Here is a 15,569-nt window from a genome sequence, read left to right on the forward strand (position 1 = left end):
ATGATGAACAGCAGCCGGCAGCTCTTATGCCGTCGTTTTCCCCACCACCGGATGCTGTTACCGCAGCCTGCCGGAAGGAGGAACAGGGGCCGGGGATTTTAAAAAGTGATGGCAACCATTCACAATTAACCATTACCAACAACTATTGCTCTGCCGCCGCCTTCCCGGTTACGTTCTTAACGATTCCCGGCAACAGCAGGCCCTGGCCAAGAATGGTGATAATAACCACCACGGTAGCAATAAAGATAATATCATTACGCATAGGAAGCGGGCTTCCGTCTTTCAGATGTGTGGGCAGGCCGATGGCAATGGCAAGGGAAACGATCCCCCGCATGCCGGACCAGCTGATGATCACACTTTCCTGGAAGCTCAGCAATGCAGACTCGGTAATGGCGCGCCGCGAATGTTGCATTTTGGGATTCCGGAAGCCTTTCTCCAGCCGCCGGCGTTGGGCAAATACCCGCATCATCCGTATAAGAATGGTAACGATCGTGATCAGGAATGCATAGCCGATATAGGGCAGGAACCGCGACGGATCAACATTGCGGATGACCACAGGAAATTCGAGACCGATGAATATAAAAATGAGCCCGTTTAACAGGTAAACGATCACCTCCCATATTGTTTTTGACTGATGGCGGAGTGCCGGAGAAAACTGGCGCTCGCTCAGCATGGAAACACCAAAACCAAGGATCACTACAGCAATCACCCCGGAAACCTCCAGTTCCTCCGCGATGAGGTAGGTGGTGAACGGCGCCAGGAGGGTAAAAGCCAGCACCGCCATCGTGTTTTTTCTTACATAGCGCAAGATCACCGCCAGCAGTTTGCCCAATACCGTCCCCACCAGAAAACCACCGGCCATCAGCAGCACAAACGTGAGGGAAGCCTTCCACCATACAAAGCTGGTACCCATCACCGCAGCTACGGCAAAGCGGTACGCTACCAGTGCCGATGCATCGTTGATCAGGCTTTCTCCTTCCAGTATGGTAACCGTATGTTTGGGAAGGCCCAGGTTGCGGGTAATGCTGATGGCAGCCACGGCATCCGTTGCCGCCAGGATGGCACCCAATACGAAAGCCAGCGGCCAGGTCATGCCCGGTATCAGGTAATACGACAATATGGCCACGCCCGCGGTAGTCAGAAATACAAGTCCGATCGCCAGTGCACTGATCGTTCCCAGGTTTTCCCTAAAATCTTTAAAATGGATATTAAACGCAGCATCATAGAGCAGCGGTGGCAGAAATAATAGAAAAATAATCTCGGGGTCTATTTCCGGTACCGGCATATCGGGAATAAATCCTACCGCTATGCCTGCAACGATCAGCACGATCGGGGATGCGATCTTTACCCGGTCGGCCACCACATTCAGCAATACCATCAGCCCCAGCAATATCAGTATAATCGTATAGTTGGTCATGGTTCAACATTATTTTCCTGTTTGTATTCCTGAAAGATAAAATATAAAAGCATTCCTTGCTGCACTAAAGCACGGCTTTGCAAAAACAAAACAGGCTACCGGTTCAAAACCATTCAGATGCCTTTACCGGGCCTTCAGCCGGCACTGTTCTCCTGTACAAAAGAAAATGCGTACCTTCACCCATCAAATGAGCAGGGCGAGTTCCCGTTTTTGTACAGCTCATTTATAATTTAATTGATAACGACTATTTAAATACATGAAGGCGATCATTCCTGTAGCAGGAGCCGGAACAAAACTACGACCACAGAGCTATACTCAACCCAAGGCGTTGATTCCCCTGGCAGGTAAAACGGTATTAAGTTTTATCATTGATCAGCTGAAGGAAGCGGGTATTGAGGAGTTCATTTTTATTGTAGGTTTCCTGGGTGACAAGATTTCCGATTATGTAAAAGAGCATCATCCGGATATCCAGGCGTATTATGTGAGCCAGCAGGAACGCCGCGGTATCGGCCATGCCGTGAACCTGACCCGGAGCCTTGTTGATCATGACGAGGTATTTATTTCACTGGGTGATACGATTTGCGAATATGACGTGGCGTCCGTTTTAAGCAACGAACATTCCATGGTGGGGATCCGGAAGGTTGACAATCCCCGTGATTTTGGTGTGGCCGAAATCGATGCCAGCGGCTTTATTGAATCGGTGGTGGAAAAACCCCATATTCCAAAATCCAATATGGCAATGGTAGGCATTTACAAGATCCGCGAAAGCGAACTGCTGTTCGAATGCCTGGCCTCCAATATCCGTAAAGGGCTGCTGACCCATGGAGAGTTTAACATTACCGACGCGCTGCACTGCATGATCCAAAGCGGTGTAAAATTTGAAGCGTTTAAGGTTGATAACTGGTTTGATGCCGGCAACAAAGAAACCCTGCTGCGGTCCAACGCAACACTTTTGCGGAAATACAAAGCTACAGCAGATGCCTCCCTGTTTGAAAATACCGTTATCGTTCCTCCGGTAAGCATCGGTAACGGATGTGTGATCCGGAATTCAATCATCGGTCCTAATGTAACCCTTGGCGAAAACACATTTCTGGACCAGTCCATTATCCGCAACTCGATTGTAGGTGCTTTCTCCAATTTGTTCGATATTGTACTGGAGCACTCTGTGATCGGGTCAGACACCAGTGTGAAGGGAGAAACCCGCAGCCTGAACATCGGGGATAATACAAGTATTGACCTGGGGTGAGGCGATGTTTCAGGTTTAAACTTCCGGCTTCAACGTTTTAAACCTTAAGCATTGATCATCAAACATTAAACCAGTAAACCCCGAACCCCGAAACTTCCGTATCTTTGCCCTTCGCCTGAAAAAGGCTGTCAAAATGGCTTAAAAAGGATATAGCACTGTTTTTGAAGGATCACTGTTTTTAATAAAATATCGCGATAATTATATGTTTGGTTTTCTATCTAAAATGTTCGGTGGCAGCAAATCGGAAAAAGACGTCAAAAAGCTTGCACCTGTCATTGAACAAATCAACAAAAATTTTGCTCAGTACCAATCACTTAGCAACGATGAACTGCGTAACAAAACCCATGAATTCCGCCAGCGTATCCAGGACCGGCTGAGCGAAATTGACAGCCAGGTAACGGCCCTTAATGAACAGGCCGACCAGCTTCCCCACGAGGAATTGCTGCAAAAAGACGCTATTTACAAACAGGTAGACGATCTGAAGAAAGATCGGGATAAAGAAATTGAAAAAGTGCTGGAGGAAATTCTTCCCGAAGCATTTGCGGTGGTAAAAGAAACTGCCCGCCGTTTTACGGGCAATACGGAACTGGTTTCCAGCGCCACCGAACTGGACCGTCAACTGGCTCGGACCGCAGAATATATAACCATTGATGGCGATAATGCCATCTATAAAAACAGCTGGACGGCCGCCGGTGCCAAAATCACCTGGAATATGGTGCACTACGATGTGCAGCTGATCGGGGGGGCCGTGTTACATTCCGGTAAAATCGCTGAAATGGCCACGGGTGAGGGAAAGACCCTCGTGTCTACCCTGCCGGCTTATCTGAACGCATTAGCCGGTGAAGGTGTGCACGTGGTTACCGTAAACGACTACCTGGCACGTCGTGACCAGGAATGGAACGGGCCTGTATTTGAATGGCTGGGGCTACGGGTGGATTGCATCGATAAGCACCAACCCAATTCAGAAGCCCGCCGCAACGCTTACCTGGCCGACATTACCTATGGTACCAATAATGAATTTGGTTTCGACTACCTGCGGGACAACATGGTGCACAATGCCTCCGAAATGGTACAACGCAAGCACCACTACGCGATGGTGGATGAGGTGGACAGTGTATTGATCGACGATGCGCGTACGCCGTTAATCATAAGCGGACCCGTAGACCAGGGCGATGAACAACAATACCATATTCACAAACCGCGGGTAGAACAATTGTACCGCGAGCAGGAACGGATTGTTCGTACCAACCTGAATGAGGCCAAGCGTCTTTTTGAAAAAGGTGAAGATGATCCCAAAACCGGTGGTTTGTATTTATACCGTGCATTCCGCGGACTGCCGAAATATAGCCCGCTGATCAAGTTCTTAAGCGAGCCGGGTGTTAAGGTAAAGATGCAGAAAGCGGAAAATTATTATCTGCAGGAGCAAGAGCGGAATATGAAGATTGTGGATGCGGACCTGCTCTTCCGTATCGATGAAAAAACCAACTCCGTAGATCTTACGGAAAAGGGATTGGCGATGATCACCAAAGTGGGAGAAGACGCCGACTTCTTTGTATTACCGGATATTGGTGTAAGCCTCGCAGAAGTAGAAAAAAGTGATGCCCCTGCTGAGGATAAGCTGAAACAGAAAGAAGTATTACTGAACGAGTATTCACAAAAAGCAGATCGCATTCACTCTGTACAGCAATTATTAAAAGCCTATGCGCTTTTTGAGAAAGATGATGAATACGTGGTAGTAGACGGGGCCATTAAGATCGTGGATGAGCAAACCGGACGTATCATGGAAGGCCGTCGTTATTCAGACGGGCTGCATCAGGCGCTGGAAGCAAAGGAAAATGTAAAAATTGAAGCGGCTACGCAAACCTATGCGACCATTACCCTGCAGAACTTCTTCCGTATGTATCATAAGCTGGCTGGTATGACCGGTACGGCAGAAACGGAAGCGGGTGAGCTGTGGAGCATCTATAAATTAGATGTGGTAACCATCCCCACCAACGTATCCATTATCCGGAAAGACCTTCAGGATATGGTGTACAAGACCAAGCGCGAAAAGTACAAGGCGGTGATCGATGAAATTGAAACGTTGCGTACAGCCGGCCGGCCGGTATTGGTGGGTACCACCTCGGTAGAGATCAGTGAGTTGCTCAGCCGTATGCTGCAGCAGAAAAAGATACCGCACAATGTACTGAACGCCAAACAGCACGCACGCGAAGCAGAGATCGTTGCGGAAGCGGGCTTACCCGGAGCTGTAACCATCGCCACCAACATGGCGGGCCGCGGTACCGATATCAAGCTGGGGCCTGGTGTAAAAGATGCAGGCGGTTTGGCCATTATTGGTACGGAGCGCCACGAAAGCCGCCGTGTAGACCGCCAGTTAAGAGGTCGTGCCGGTCGTCAGGGTGATCCCGGAAGTTCCTTATTCTATGTATCCCTGGAAGATGACCTGATGCGGATGTTTGGTAGCGACCGTATCGCCAGCATGATGGATAAAATGGGCTATAAGGAAGGCGATGTGATCCAGCACAGTATGATCAGCAACAGCATCCAACGCGCTCAGAAAAAAGTAGAAGAAAACAACTTCGGTATCCGTAAGCGCTTACTGGAATATGATGATGTAATGAACAAGCAGCGGAATGCCGTGTATGAAAAGAGGAATCACGCGCTGTTTGGTGATCGCCTTTCACTGGATATTGATAATGCCTTCTCCATTGTAGCAGAAAGCCTGTGTACTTCTTTTAAAGAACAGGAAGACTTTGAAGGTTTCAAACTGGCCAGCATCGTAAACTTCGGCATGGACACCTCCATTAACGAGGAAACCTTCCATAATACAGATGCTTCCAAACTGGCCGATCAGTTATATGCAGAAGCGCTGAACCGTTATACGGAGCATAAGCAACTCATCCAAAAGCAGGCCGTGCCGGTGTTCCAGAATATCCGCGAAACACAGGGACCGCACATCGAAAGCGTAGTGGTGCCTTTCATGGATGGCCGCAAAGCCATCAACGTACTGGCTCCTTTGGATAAAACCATAACCACGGAAGGCCGTGAGCTGGTTTCCAGCATGGAAAAATCCATTACGCTTGCAGTGATCGACGATGCATGGAAAGAGCACCTGCGTGCCATGGATGATCTCAAACAAAGCGTGCAAACCGCTTACCTGGAGCAAAAAGATCCGCTGGTGATCTACAAGGTAGAAGCGTTCCAGCTGTTCAATAATATGACCACCAGCCTGAACAAGGATATCATCGCCTTCCTTACACAGGCCAACCTGCCGGCACAGGAAGAAGCGCCCAATTTCAAAGAAGGACATGAAGAACGGACGGACCTGAGCAAAATGCGGGTGAATAAAGATGAAATCGACGCCGTTGGTGATGACTATGGTGCTAATGAAAGAGATTATTTTGATCCCTCTCAGCCCCCTGTAAAACAGGAACCAATCCGCGTGGCGCCAAAAGTTGGCCGCAACGATCTTTGTCCCTGCGGCAGCGGTAAAAAATATAAGAACTGCCACGGCAGAAACGAATAACCCCCCAATCCCCGCCCCGGCGGGGATTTTTTATTTCCAGCTAAACGCCGGCATCGCACACATCCGGCCTGAAAGAACAGACAGCACCGCCCCTGTGTGATACCCGTTGCCGGTAACAGGCATTTGAAACCGCCCCTGTATTAAAACCGCATCTCCCGGTCGCATCCTTTGTAAACTAGAAAAACAACCTTATTTTCAGTTTTTTATTAACGTCAACTACATATGAAACGGTCGCTGCAGCTCCAACTATCCGCCATGATGTTCCTGGAATTTTTTATGAAGGGCTCCTGGTTTGTTACCCTTGGTACTTATTTAAAAAACAACCTGGGCGCTGCTCCCCTGGAAGTTTCCAATATTTTTTCCACGCAGTCATTAGGTGCCGTGGCAGCGCCGTTCTTTATCGGCTTTATTGCCGACCGTTTTTTCAATGCCGAGCGGGTGATGGGCGTATTGCACCTGATTGGAGCCGGCTTACTGCTGATGATGTACCGGGCCGGCAATGCGGCCAGTATGTATCCCTATGTGTTACTGTATTTCATTTCCTATATGTCAACCCTGGCCCTTACCAGCTCCGTTTCCTTCCGGAACCTCAGCGATCCCAAAAAACAATACCCGTTCATACGCCTGTTCGGAACCCTGGGATGGATGGTGGCCGGCTTTTCCATCAGCTATCTGTTTCACTGGGACTCAAAGGAAGCAGTGGCATCCGGAGCGTTGCAAAATACGTTTCTGCTGGGCGCTGCCTGCTCGCTGGCGCTTGGCCTGCTTTGCTTCCTGCTTCCGGCTACACCTCCATTAAAGAAAAATCAAAAATTTTATTGGGGCGATGCCCTGGGACTGCAGGCCCTGACGCTGCTAAAACAAAAAAATTTCCTGATATTCTTTATCACCGCCATTATTATTTGTATCCCTATTTCATTTTACTATCAGAATGCAAACCCCTTCCTGGTAGCTACCGGTTTGCCCAACCCCACGGGCAAAATGGCGCTGGGACAGTTCTCGGAACTGCTGTGCCTGCTGCTGGTTCCCTTCTTTTTTGTAAGGCTCGGATACAAGAAAATGATGCTGATCGGCATTAGTGCCTGGGCCCTGCGCTACCTGCTCTTTGCTTTTGGCAATGGACAGGATCTTGCTTTTATGCTGATCCTGGGCATACTCCTGCATGGCGTTTGTTATGATTTTATGTTTGTAGTTGGGCAGATCTATACCGATGCCATTGCAGGCAAACAATACCGGTCTTCCGCCCAGGGACTGGTAACAGTGGCCATGTACGGCATCGGGATGCTGATCGGTTTCTGGGTAGCCGGCTTTATTTCCGAAGCGCTTAAAGCCTATGAAGGCGCTACCTACTGGCGTTACATATGGCTTTCACCGGCGGCCATGGCAATCGTATGTATGCTCATCTTTTTATGGTTGTTTAAAGAACAACAGCCGCAACAACCGGAATCATCTGAAGCGGTTTAAGTGGTGGTTACAATACCCCCCTTCCGGGGATACAGCAAGTCTGCCTGTGTTTGCAGCAGGCGCTGCTTCAGTATAAAATAGCCCCGTCCGATCAGGAATCCATAGTAATTCAAACTATCGATCAGCAGTTTTAGTACCGCATCGTCATAATGATCCAGTACATAGTATGGCTGCTCATTTCCGAGGTATTTCCCTAAGGTGTCGTTTATTTCACTGGTGCGTGCTGCTTCAAAAAGCGGGTCTTCCAGCACCTTGCTTAATTGAGCTTTAAATTCCTGTTCAATGGGCTTTAATTGCTCAAAGTTCGATTGGATCACACTGTGCGGTGTTGCCTCATAAATAAAGGCAAGCCGGTTCCAGATATTGCGACAGGTTTCCAGCCGGGTATCCAGGGATTGATCATACACAAAAAGACAACGATAGTCCGCTTTTACATCCGCACTCCTGCCCTGTTGCGCCGCAACAAAAAGCAGCTGGCGGTAAATATTGTGGTCATTTTCCTCAATATTCCGGTTGATGGTATCCAGCTCTTTTTTTAACTGCTCCTGTAATGTCTCCGCGTCGGCTTTCTTATACTTAACGCCATCATAGTCGAATGTTTTTAGGTTCAGCTGCCGGCTGGAGATCTGCGTTAATACATCCATGTCGTTCTTTAATGCTGCTGCTGTATACACCCAATCTATTTTTTCATCCTCAAAGAAACCGGTATCTGCCTGCTGTGCTGCCTCAATGATTTCCGTATCAAAAACTTCGATATTCTTATGATCATAATATGACCGGAATACCGGATCGAACGTATTTGCCAGGTAGTCGCTGTTATAATCCGCTTCAAATGCCTGCAGCGGATACTGTGAAACCGGAGCAGTATATGCTACCTCCCGGAATACCTGGTCCGTAAAATATTCCTGGTAGTATTCCAGTCGCTTTATCATTTCATTTGCCGGCGTATGATCATAGTGTGTATTACCGGGCTGCACCGCATTCATACGTGCTACCCGTTCTTCGGTGGTGGGATGTGAAGCCCATTGATTGTTCAGCTTTAACCGGGATTTATTGAATTTTGTCCGATGCACAGCTGTAACCATCGGCAGGCCGTTTTCAAAAACAATACCATCTGCACGGGCCTGGAACCGGCTGATATAATCCTGTTCCCGGTAGATATTAGCGCTCCTGGTATTTTCGGTGATCTTTTGTTCATAAAACCGCAACACAGCAGTAAAGGCATAATCCGAAAGATCCATACGCCATAGTGCATTTTGCAGAGGAGCGGGCCCCGTAACCGTTGCCGCTATTGCATCCGCATGATATTCCATCTCCCGTGAAAGCCCGAGATGGCTCAGATTCACCACCGCATACATTTTCCCCAATACCCATTGGACGCCTCCCACGATCTTAACCCCTATGGCCACAAAGATGGCAAAATAACCGCTTGCATTGCTCCACTTCTGCATCAGGCTGTTGTACGAATTATTTTCATAAAGCATGTTAAAAATGATCTGGTTTACATTATACACATAACTCCCCACCTTCATGGTGCGCTGTGAAAAATGACCGAATTCATGCGCAAGAATGGCTTTTAATTCATCCTTTGATACGGTGTTGATCAACCCCAGGCCAATTTGCAGATTCTTCTGTACCGGCAAAAACATGCTCCAGAAACTGGAATCATAGAACACCGCTGCATTTACTTCAGAAGAGAGGTACACCTTCTTCGGAGGCTGTGTGGCCACACCGGCAACAATGGCATCGATCATTTCAAACAGCTCCGGCTCTTCGTTGCGATCGATTTTCAGCAGATGCGAGCGCTCTGCTTTTTTTGCACTGAAAATAAATTTAAAAAGGAACATCAGTACAAATACACCCAGCGCCGCCAGTCCAATCCCCAGCATTACTGTTAGAAACCGTGGAATATGTACTACCAGTTCTATCGCAAAATATACGCAGGCTACGGCAAATCCCAGGCCCAAGACCACCAGTAAAAAGTACACCAGGATAAAAGCGATAATGGCCCCAATAGCCTGCCGGGTACGGCGACGGAAGTCATCTGTTAATTGAATATTCTTCATTGCAGTTATAAATTTGAAATGCGCCAAAGCGCTTGTTACAAAGATTGACATCTTTTTTGTAGATACAAAAATATTTTATCTCCGTTCTCAGCTCCCCCGGCATTATCCTACTTTTACAGTTCATCAACGCTTAGCAAATGAACAAACAATTGCAGGAAGATCTTTCCTCGCTTGAAAAAATAATGCAACTGGTGAGCCGGCAGGGATTGGATTATTTAAAACAGATCGATGAGCGGTATACCGTTGCAAACGGAGCAGCCGCGCCCCTAGGAAGCCTGCCCGAAAAGGGACTGGGGACCATTGAAACGCTGCAACAGTTCAACAACCGGTGGGAACCATTGATGGTGGCGTCTTCCGGGCCGCGCTACTGGGGTTTTGTAACCGGTGGTACCACACCCGCTGCCATCGCCGGAGACTGGCTTACCCCGATCTATGATCAAAATACCCAGGCCATAAAAGGTGATGGCGATATCTCTGCCGCCATTGAACTGGAAACAGTACACCTCCTGCAGGAATTGCTGGAACTACCGGACGATTTCCTCGGTGGCTTTGTAACCGGCGCCACCATGTCAAACTTTACCTGTCTGGCCGTAGCCCGGCAATGGCTGGGGCAGCAGCTGGGATCCGATATTGCAAAAGAGGGCATCACAAAACCGCTGCCGGTACTTACGGCAACGCCCCATTCCTCTTCGGTAAAATCGCTGGCGTTACTCGGCTTCGGCAGCAACAATATCACGGCGGTAAAAACCATTGAGGGAAACCGCGAAGCAATGGATATGGCCGCTCTTGAAGCACAGATCCGGCAACTGAACGGCCAGCCTTTTATCCTGATCTCCAGTGCCGGAACGGTGAACACGGTTGACTTTGATGATTTTAACGCCATCGCTGCATTAAAAAAGCAATACCCGTTCTGGTGGCATATTGACGCTGCATTCGGCGGCTTTGCCATCCTGTCTGAAACCCACAAACACCTGCTGCAAGGCTGGGAACAGGCCGACAGTATTACGGTAGATGGTCATAAATGGCTGAACGTTCCTTATGAGAATGCCGTATACTTTATCAAACGCGCACACCGGCTGTTGCAGGTAAGTACTTTTCAAAACTCGAACGCACCTTACCTGGGTGATCCGCTGGAACAATTCAATTACCTGAACCTCCTTCCGGAAAATTCCAGGCGGTTGAAGGCACTTCCTGCCTGGTTTACCCTGAACGCATATGGCCGTGAAGGCTACCGTTATATTATTGAAAACAGCATAAAGCTCGCCCGGGACTTCGGAGCTTTTATCGAATCCTGCCCGCAGTTGCAATTGCTGGCACCGGTGCGTTTGAACACGGTTTGTTTCTCCCTGTCAGGTGCTGCCGGTGATGCGAAAAAAGTGGCGGCATTTCTTTCTGCCTTAAATAAAACCGGCGAGGTATTTATGACCCAGACCCAATACAAAGAACAGGCCGGCATCCGTGCAGCATTTGTCAATTTCAGAACAACGGAAAAAGACATCGAACGGGTAAAGACATCTATCCTCCGGTTATTAACCGCCGGCACACACTGATATCAGCGAACCGTTACTTTATGAAAAAACAAATCCTGATCACCCGTATCTGTCTTACGGCTACCATTCTTTTCTCCTGTGCCGTTAAAGAAGCAAACCACCCCGCAGCACCGTCACACAGCCTTCCCCCTGCTCCTGCCCCGGCAAAAGCGCTCCCCACATTCCCGGTTGAAGGCACCGATTTTTTTGCGGTGTATACCCTATCGCCTAAAACGACCGGGCTTGTTATGGAGATTGTTGACAACCCGGTACCCACCAGGGCCGATTCGATCTTCTCCGCAATTGCAAAGAAAGAGCAGCTCCATCCGTCTGCAGCAACGCCCTGTACTTCCTGTACTATTGCAGACAGCTCCGGTCCTTTTCTTTTAATGAAGAACCAAACGCTTGAAAAGGCCATCCGGCAACAATGGCCCGGGGTCTTTTACCTGTACGGCACAACAGGCATGCGAAAGATCCGCTACCAGGAAGTTTTCTACGCCCTGGACGAATGCATTACCAACCTCATCATTTGCACCATCCGTCCGGAAGACACTACCGGCATCGGACAACCGCTGCTTGCAGCGTCCCGGCCATTGCCGTTATCATATAACCATTCCTATACATCCATTGACCACAGGATCCGGCAGCAGCAAGCCCTGCAGCCCGGTGATTACTCATATATGGATACTGTAGCAACCCGCACCTTTGCCAGCCTGGATTCCTTTTATTTTACCTATACCGATAATTTTACCATCCCCGATCTGCAAAATGCCCAACGGTTCCGGTTTCCGGCGCGGGCGGTCTTCAAAAGGTATTTGCCCGATTCACTCCACCGCTACTGGAGCAACAGCCTCGACCTTTTTGGCATCCCCTGTGACTAGTAATGTTGTACTACCACTCCCCGATCTAACGCTGCAGGCCGCATGCTAACCCCGGCAAAGTAATAGTCATGAACCCATAAAAATATTATTGAATTTTCAATATTTATTGAAAATTCAATAAACATCATTATCTTTGTACCTGAAACGTATATCAAATGAGTTTAGAAGCATCCAGACAAAAATTTATCGACACCTGGGGAGCCCTGGGCACTGAATGGGGCATTAACAAATCCGTAGCGCAGGTACAGGCCCTGCTGCTGGTTTCGGAGCAGCCCCTTTCCACAGATGAAATCATGGAAGCATTGACCATCTCCCGTGGTAATGCCAACATGAGTCTCCGGCAACTCCTGGATTATGGAATCATTTATAAAAAGGTGATCGCCGGCGACCGGAAAGAATACTTTGTTGCAGAAAAAGATATCTGGAAATGGGCCCTCAAAATAGCCCTGATGCGCAAGCAAAAAGAAATTGATCCGGTATTAAACGTACTGACCGAGTTGGAAGCCGCAACAAAAAAGGACAAAACCGCCGAAGGAAAGGCCCTGCATCAGACGGTGCACGAAATCCAGGCGTTCACTGAACAACTAAGTACCCTTGTGGAACGTGTGGCCAGTTCTACCCGCGGAGAGTTACTGCTGAAATTATTGAAACTGGTTATGTAAACGGCACTGGTTACAACTGCTGCCGGAATTAAAAAAACCTGATCGTAACATTTTTCAATTCTTATGTTATGAACAAATCCAGACTAAAAAAAGCATTGCTCGTAGCAGGCATTCCCACACTTTACGCCGTTGTTTTAAGACTGTTTTTCGGAATCAAACAGGTTGAGAAACAGCGATCAGAACATCCCTAAAACAAAGCGGTCATGAACTATAATATCCTTGCCTATATCATTTACGCGGTTATTACCATGTATGTTATTTACTGGGTAGGGCGGTTGTTTCATAGGAACGGAAGGGTGTTTATCCTGCAGCTGTTTCACCATCACGAAGCACAAACAGATGCCACCAATAATATTATCCTTATCGCCTACTACCTGTTCAATACCGGCTATGCCATCGTACAATTCAGCAACTGGCAACCCGTTCTTACCATACCAACGCTCATCGCTTCCATCGCCGGTAAAACAGGACTACTGGTAAGTATCCTTGCAGTAACGCATTATTTCAATATGGCGCTCATCTATATACTTTCCAAACGTATACTTCATTATTCATCATAAAACAAATCATCATGAAAAACTTAATCGTAATAGCGTACCTGGTATATGTACCGGTAATAGTCCTGCTTACCTTTTATGTAGCCCACAGCCTGTTCCGCAACAGCCTGGTATATATGAAGGACATCTTCAATGGACGCGATGAAATAGCCGTTGCAACCAACACCCTTTTCAAGATCGGCTTCTATCTCCTCAACCTCGGCTTCGGGCTTTATATCCTGGAGATCACCCGGCATCTTGATACACCACAAGTGGCCATTGAGGCGCTGAGTGTAAAGATCGGAGGCTTTAGCATTTACCTGGGCGTTATGCTGTTCCTGAACCTGTACCTGTTTTTCAGAGGGAAACGGATCGCAAAACAAAAAAGGCTCGCTGCACAATTTATCGCGCAGCCCAATATACCCAATATCCCCCAGGTATAAGCAGGTAGTGACCTATCGCACAAAACAAGGTGGTGTCAATGGTCGTACATCCTTCAGGATGAAGCAAGATGATTGATACCACCTTTAAAAAACTGAACTATGAAATCAAAAATAGTGATTGCCGGTGGCAGCGGGTTTATTGGCCAGTACCTGGTGAAGCGGTTCCGCGAAGAAGGTTACGAGGTGTTGCTGATCTCCCGCGGTGCGTCCTATATCACCTGGTCCGATACCGATAAAATACGGACGGCGCTGGAAGGCGCCGAAGCCCTGATCAACCTCGCGGGAAAGTCTGTGGACTGCCGTTATACCAATGCCAATAAACAGGCCATCCTGGAATCACGGGTAACCAGTACCGAACAACTTCAGAGGGCCGTTGATCAATGCATCCGCCCGCCCAAACTATGGATCAACTCCAGCACCGCCACCATTTACCGGCATGCAACAGACCGTGCCATGGATGAGCGCAGCGGTGAGATCGGAACCGGGTTTTCGGTGCATGTGGCCAGGGCATGGGAGCAGGCTTTTTTTAAAACACCCACGCCCCATACCCGTAAAATAGCGTTGCGGACAGCCATTGTACTGGGGATGGGCGGCGGGGTAATGCAGCCCTACAGCAATCTCGTTCGTTTTGGGCTGGGAGGTGTGCAAGGGACCGGGCAGCAGGTATTCAGCTGGATCCATATCGAAGATGTATATCGCGTTATACGCTTCATGATGGAACATCCCTTGCCTGAAGGCGTTTACAATACCGCAGCCCCATTCCCGGTGCTCAATAAACAGTTCATGCAGGCATTAAGAGAACGGATAAAACCCTTCGTTTATTTTTCAACACCCGAATGGTTATTAAAACTCGGGGCAACACTCATTGGTACCGAAACCGAACTGGTATTGAAAAGCAGATGGGTGGTGCCCCATAAATTACAGGAGGCCGGCTTTTTATTTAAATATCCAACAATCACTGAGGCGTTGGATGCTATCTTTATTCAGGAATGAACATTATACCTTCAAACAGGTGCTCCGGTGCCGCAGGCAGGCAGCGTATAGGGATTGATCATTGCAGATTGAACGAGCAGGATCCAATTTCTGAATGCTGAATGCCGGACTAATCCACCAGCAGACTATTGGCGAATTTTTCGGAAACCGTGAGCTTATCCTTTTCCACGAGCAGCGTCATGGAACCATCAAAAGAGATCTTCTCCAGTACTTTGATCTTCGTACCAATACCAATAGACAATTGTTCCAGGTACTGGAGAAATACCGGGGAAGTATCTTTTACGGCCGCTACCGTACAGGACTGCTGAACCGCCACCGACGACAGCAATGTGGTGGCCCGGGGCGGCATCTTTCCATTCGACTTGGGAATGGGATCTCCATGGGGATCATAATCCGGGTAATTCAAAAATTTATCCAGGCGTTCGGTAAGCTTGTCGGACTGGATATGCTCCAGCTGTTCCGCCACCTCATGTACCTCATCCCAGCTAAATTCCAGCACCTCGCAGAGAAAGGTTTCCCATAACCGGTGCTTGCGCATCACAAACATGGCAATGTCCTTACCAGACCGGGTAAGCGAGATCTTTCCATACTTTTTGTAACTTACATATTCTTTCTCCTTCAACCGTTTCAGCATGTCGTTTACGGTTGCCGGCTTCAATCCCAGGTGCGTTGCAAGATCATTGGTTCCGGCCTCTTTTTTGCCGGCATCCTCGGCCGTGAGGTAAAGCAAGGCCTTGAGATAATTTTCTTCGGTATTGGACAACATCCGTCAAAACTACCAAAAAAACCGATACTAAAGTTAGATC

General features: G+C 48.3%; 12 protein-coding genes. 9 read left to right on the plus strand and 3 right to left on the minus strand.

Translation table 11 applies throughout. The features are described from left to right. Positions 1-142: 142 nt before the first annotated feature. Positions 143-1,417, minus strand: coding sequence for a Na+/H+ antiporter (locus LQ567_RS24790; protein WP_231008615.1), 1,275 nt, complete (start codon positions 1,415-1,417; stop codon positions 143-145). 256 nt (positions 1,418-1,673) lie between these two features. Here LQ567_RS24790 and LQ567_RS24795 point away from each other — a divergent pair, with 256 nt between their 5' ends. The 3 genes from LQ567_RS24795 (at position 1,674) to LQ567_RS24805 (ending at position 7,653) form a co-directional block, all read left to right on the plus strand. After that, positions 1,674-2,663: a sugar phosphate nucleotidyltransferase gene (locus tag LQ567_RS24795; protein WP_231008616.1), complete on the plus strand. Its 990-nt coding sequence runs from the start codon at positions 1,674-1,676 to the stop codon at positions 2,661-2,663. 202 nt (positions 2,664-2,865) lie between these two features. Further along, positions 2,866-6,189, plus strand: coding sequence for a preprotein translocase subunit SecA (gene secA / locus LQ567_RS24800; protein WP_231008617.1), 3,324 nt, complete (start codon positions 2,866-2,868; stop codon positions 6,187-6,189). A 222-nt stretch (positions 6,190-6,411) separates the two neighbouring features. Continuing rightward, positions 6,412-7,653 carry an MFS transporter gene (locus LQ567_RS24805; protein ID WP_231008618.1) on the plus strand — a complete coding sequence of 414 codons (1,242 nt, stop codon included), beginning with the start codon at positions 6,412-6,414 and terminating at the stop codon, positions 7,651-7,653. Here LQ567_RS24805 and LQ567_RS24810 read toward each other — a convergent pair. Then, positions 7,650-9,719 carry a M48 family metallopeptidase gene (locus tag LQ567_RS24810; RefSeq protein ID WP_231008619.1) on the minus strand — a complete coding sequence of 690 codons (2,070 nt, stop codon included), beginning with the start codon at positions 9,717-9,719 and terminating at the stop codon, positions 7,650-7,652. The two genes, LQ567_RS24805 and LQ567_RS24810, sit on opposite strands and share 4 nt — an antisense overlap. Positions 9,720-9,856: 137 nt before the next feature. Between LQ567_RS24810 and LQ567_RS24815 the strand changes: the two genes are divergently transcribed. From LQ567_RS24815 to LQ567_RS24840, 6 genes are all read left to right on the plus strand, one after another. Then, positions 9,857-11,269, plus strand: a complete 1,413-nt coding sequence (locus LQ567_RS24815) for a pyridoxal phosphate-dependent decarboxylase family protein (protein ID WP_231008620.1) — start codon at positions 9,857-9,859, stop codon at positions 11,267-11,269. A 20-nt stretch (positions 11,270-11,289) separates the two neighbouring features. Continuing rightward, positions 11,290-12,129 (plus strand): hypothetical protein, encoded by an 840-nt coding sequence (locus tag LQ567_RS24820; RefSeq protein WP_231008621.1) that lies wholly within the window; start codon positions 11,290-11,292, stop codon positions 12,127-12,129. 155 nt (positions 12,130-12,284) lie between these two features. Beyond that, the gene (locus LQ567_RS24825; RefSeq protein WP_231008622.1) at positions 12,285-12,791 is read left to right on the plus strand and encodes a GbsR/MarR family transcriptional regulator; all 507 of its coding nucleotides are present in this window, start codon (positions 12,285-12,287) and stop codon (positions 12,789-12,791) included. Positions 12,792-12,994: 203 nt separating this feature from the next. Then, positions 12,995-13,351: a hypothetical protein gene (locus LQ567_RS24830; RefSeq protein WP_231008623.1), complete on the plus strand. Its 357-nt coding sequence runs from the start codon at positions 12,995-12,997 to the stop codon at positions 13,349-13,351. An 11-nt stretch (positions 13,352-13,362) separates the two neighbouring features. After that, complete coding sequence (locus LQ567_RS24835; protein ID WP_231008624.1) at positions 13,363-13,770, plus strand: hypothetical protein; 408 nt, start codon at positions 13,363-13,365, stop codon at positions 13,768-13,770. A gap of 99 nt (positions 13,771-13,869) precedes the next feature. Beyond that, positions 13,870-14,763 (plus strand): TIGR01777 family oxidoreductase, encoded by an 894-nt coding sequence (locus tag LQ567_RS24840; protein ID WP_231008625.1) that lies wholly within the window; start codon positions 13,870-13,872, stop codon positions 14,761-14,763. Between the two features lie 109 nt (positions 14,764-14,872). Here the strand turns inward: LQ567_RS24840 and LQ567_RS24845 are convergent, their stop codons facing one another. Continuing rightward, complete coding sequence (locus LQ567_RS24845) at positions 14,873-15,529, minus strand: metal-dependent transcriptional regulator (RefSeq protein WP_231008626.1); 657 nt, start codon at positions 15,527-15,529, stop codon at positions 14,873-14,875. Positions 15,530-15,569 lie beyond the last annotated feature (40 nt).

The organism is Niabella pedocola (genome assembly GCF_021044425.1).
Lineage (GTDB): Bacteria > Bacteroidota > Bacteroidia > Chitinophagales > Chitinophagaceae > Niabella > Niabella pedocola.

Excerpts from the sequence above, each read along its gene's own strand:
- LQ567_RS24790 (WP_231008615.1), bottom strand. The coding sequence starts at position 1,417 with ATGACCAACTATACGATTATACTGATATTGCTGGGGCTGATGGTATTG.
- LQ567_RS24795 (WP_231008616.1), top strand. The coding sequence starts at position 1,674 with ATGAAGGCGATCATTCCTGTAGCAGGAGCCGGAACAAAACTACGACCA.
- secA (WP_231008617.1), top strand. The coding sequence starts at position 2,866 with ATGTTTGGTTTTCTATCTAAAATGTTCGGTGGCAGCAAATCGGAAAAA.
- LQ567_RS24805 (WP_231008618.1), top strand. The coding sequence starts at position 6,412 with ATGAAACGGTCGCTGCAGCTCCAACTATCCGCCATGATGTTCCTGGAA.
- LQ567_RS24810 (WP_231008619.1), bottom strand. The coding sequence starts at position 9,719 with ATGAAGAATATTCAATTAACAGATGACTTCCGTCGCCGTACCCGGCAG.
- LQ567_RS24815 (WP_231008620.1), top strand. The coding sequence starts at position 9,857 with ATGAACAAACAATTGCAGGAAGATCTTTCCTCGCTTGAAAAAATAATG.
- LQ567_RS24820 (WP_231008621.1), top strand. The coding sequence starts at position 11,290 with ATGAAAAAACAAATCCTGATCACCCGTATCTGTCTTACGGCTACCATT.
- LQ567_RS24825 (WP_231008622.1), top strand. The coding sequence starts at position 12,285 with ATGAGTTTAGAAGCATCCAGACAAAAATTTATCGACACCTGGGGAGCC.
- LQ567_RS24830 (WP_231008623.1), top strand. The coding sequence starts at position 12,995 with ATGAACTATAATATCCTTGCCTATATCATTTACGCGGTTATTACCATG.
- LQ567_RS24835 (WP_231008624.1), top strand. The coding sequence starts at position 13,363 with ATGAAAAACTTAATCGTAATAGCGTACCTGGTATATGTACCGGTAATA.
- LQ567_RS24840 (WP_231008625.1), top strand. The coding sequence starts at position 13,870 with ATGAAATCAAAAATAGTGATTGCCGGTGGCAGCGGGTTTATTGGCCAG.
- LQ567_RS24845 (WP_231008626.1), bottom strand. The coding sequence starts at position 15,529 with ATGTTGTCCAATACCGAAGAAAATTATCTCAAGGCCTTGCTTTACCTC.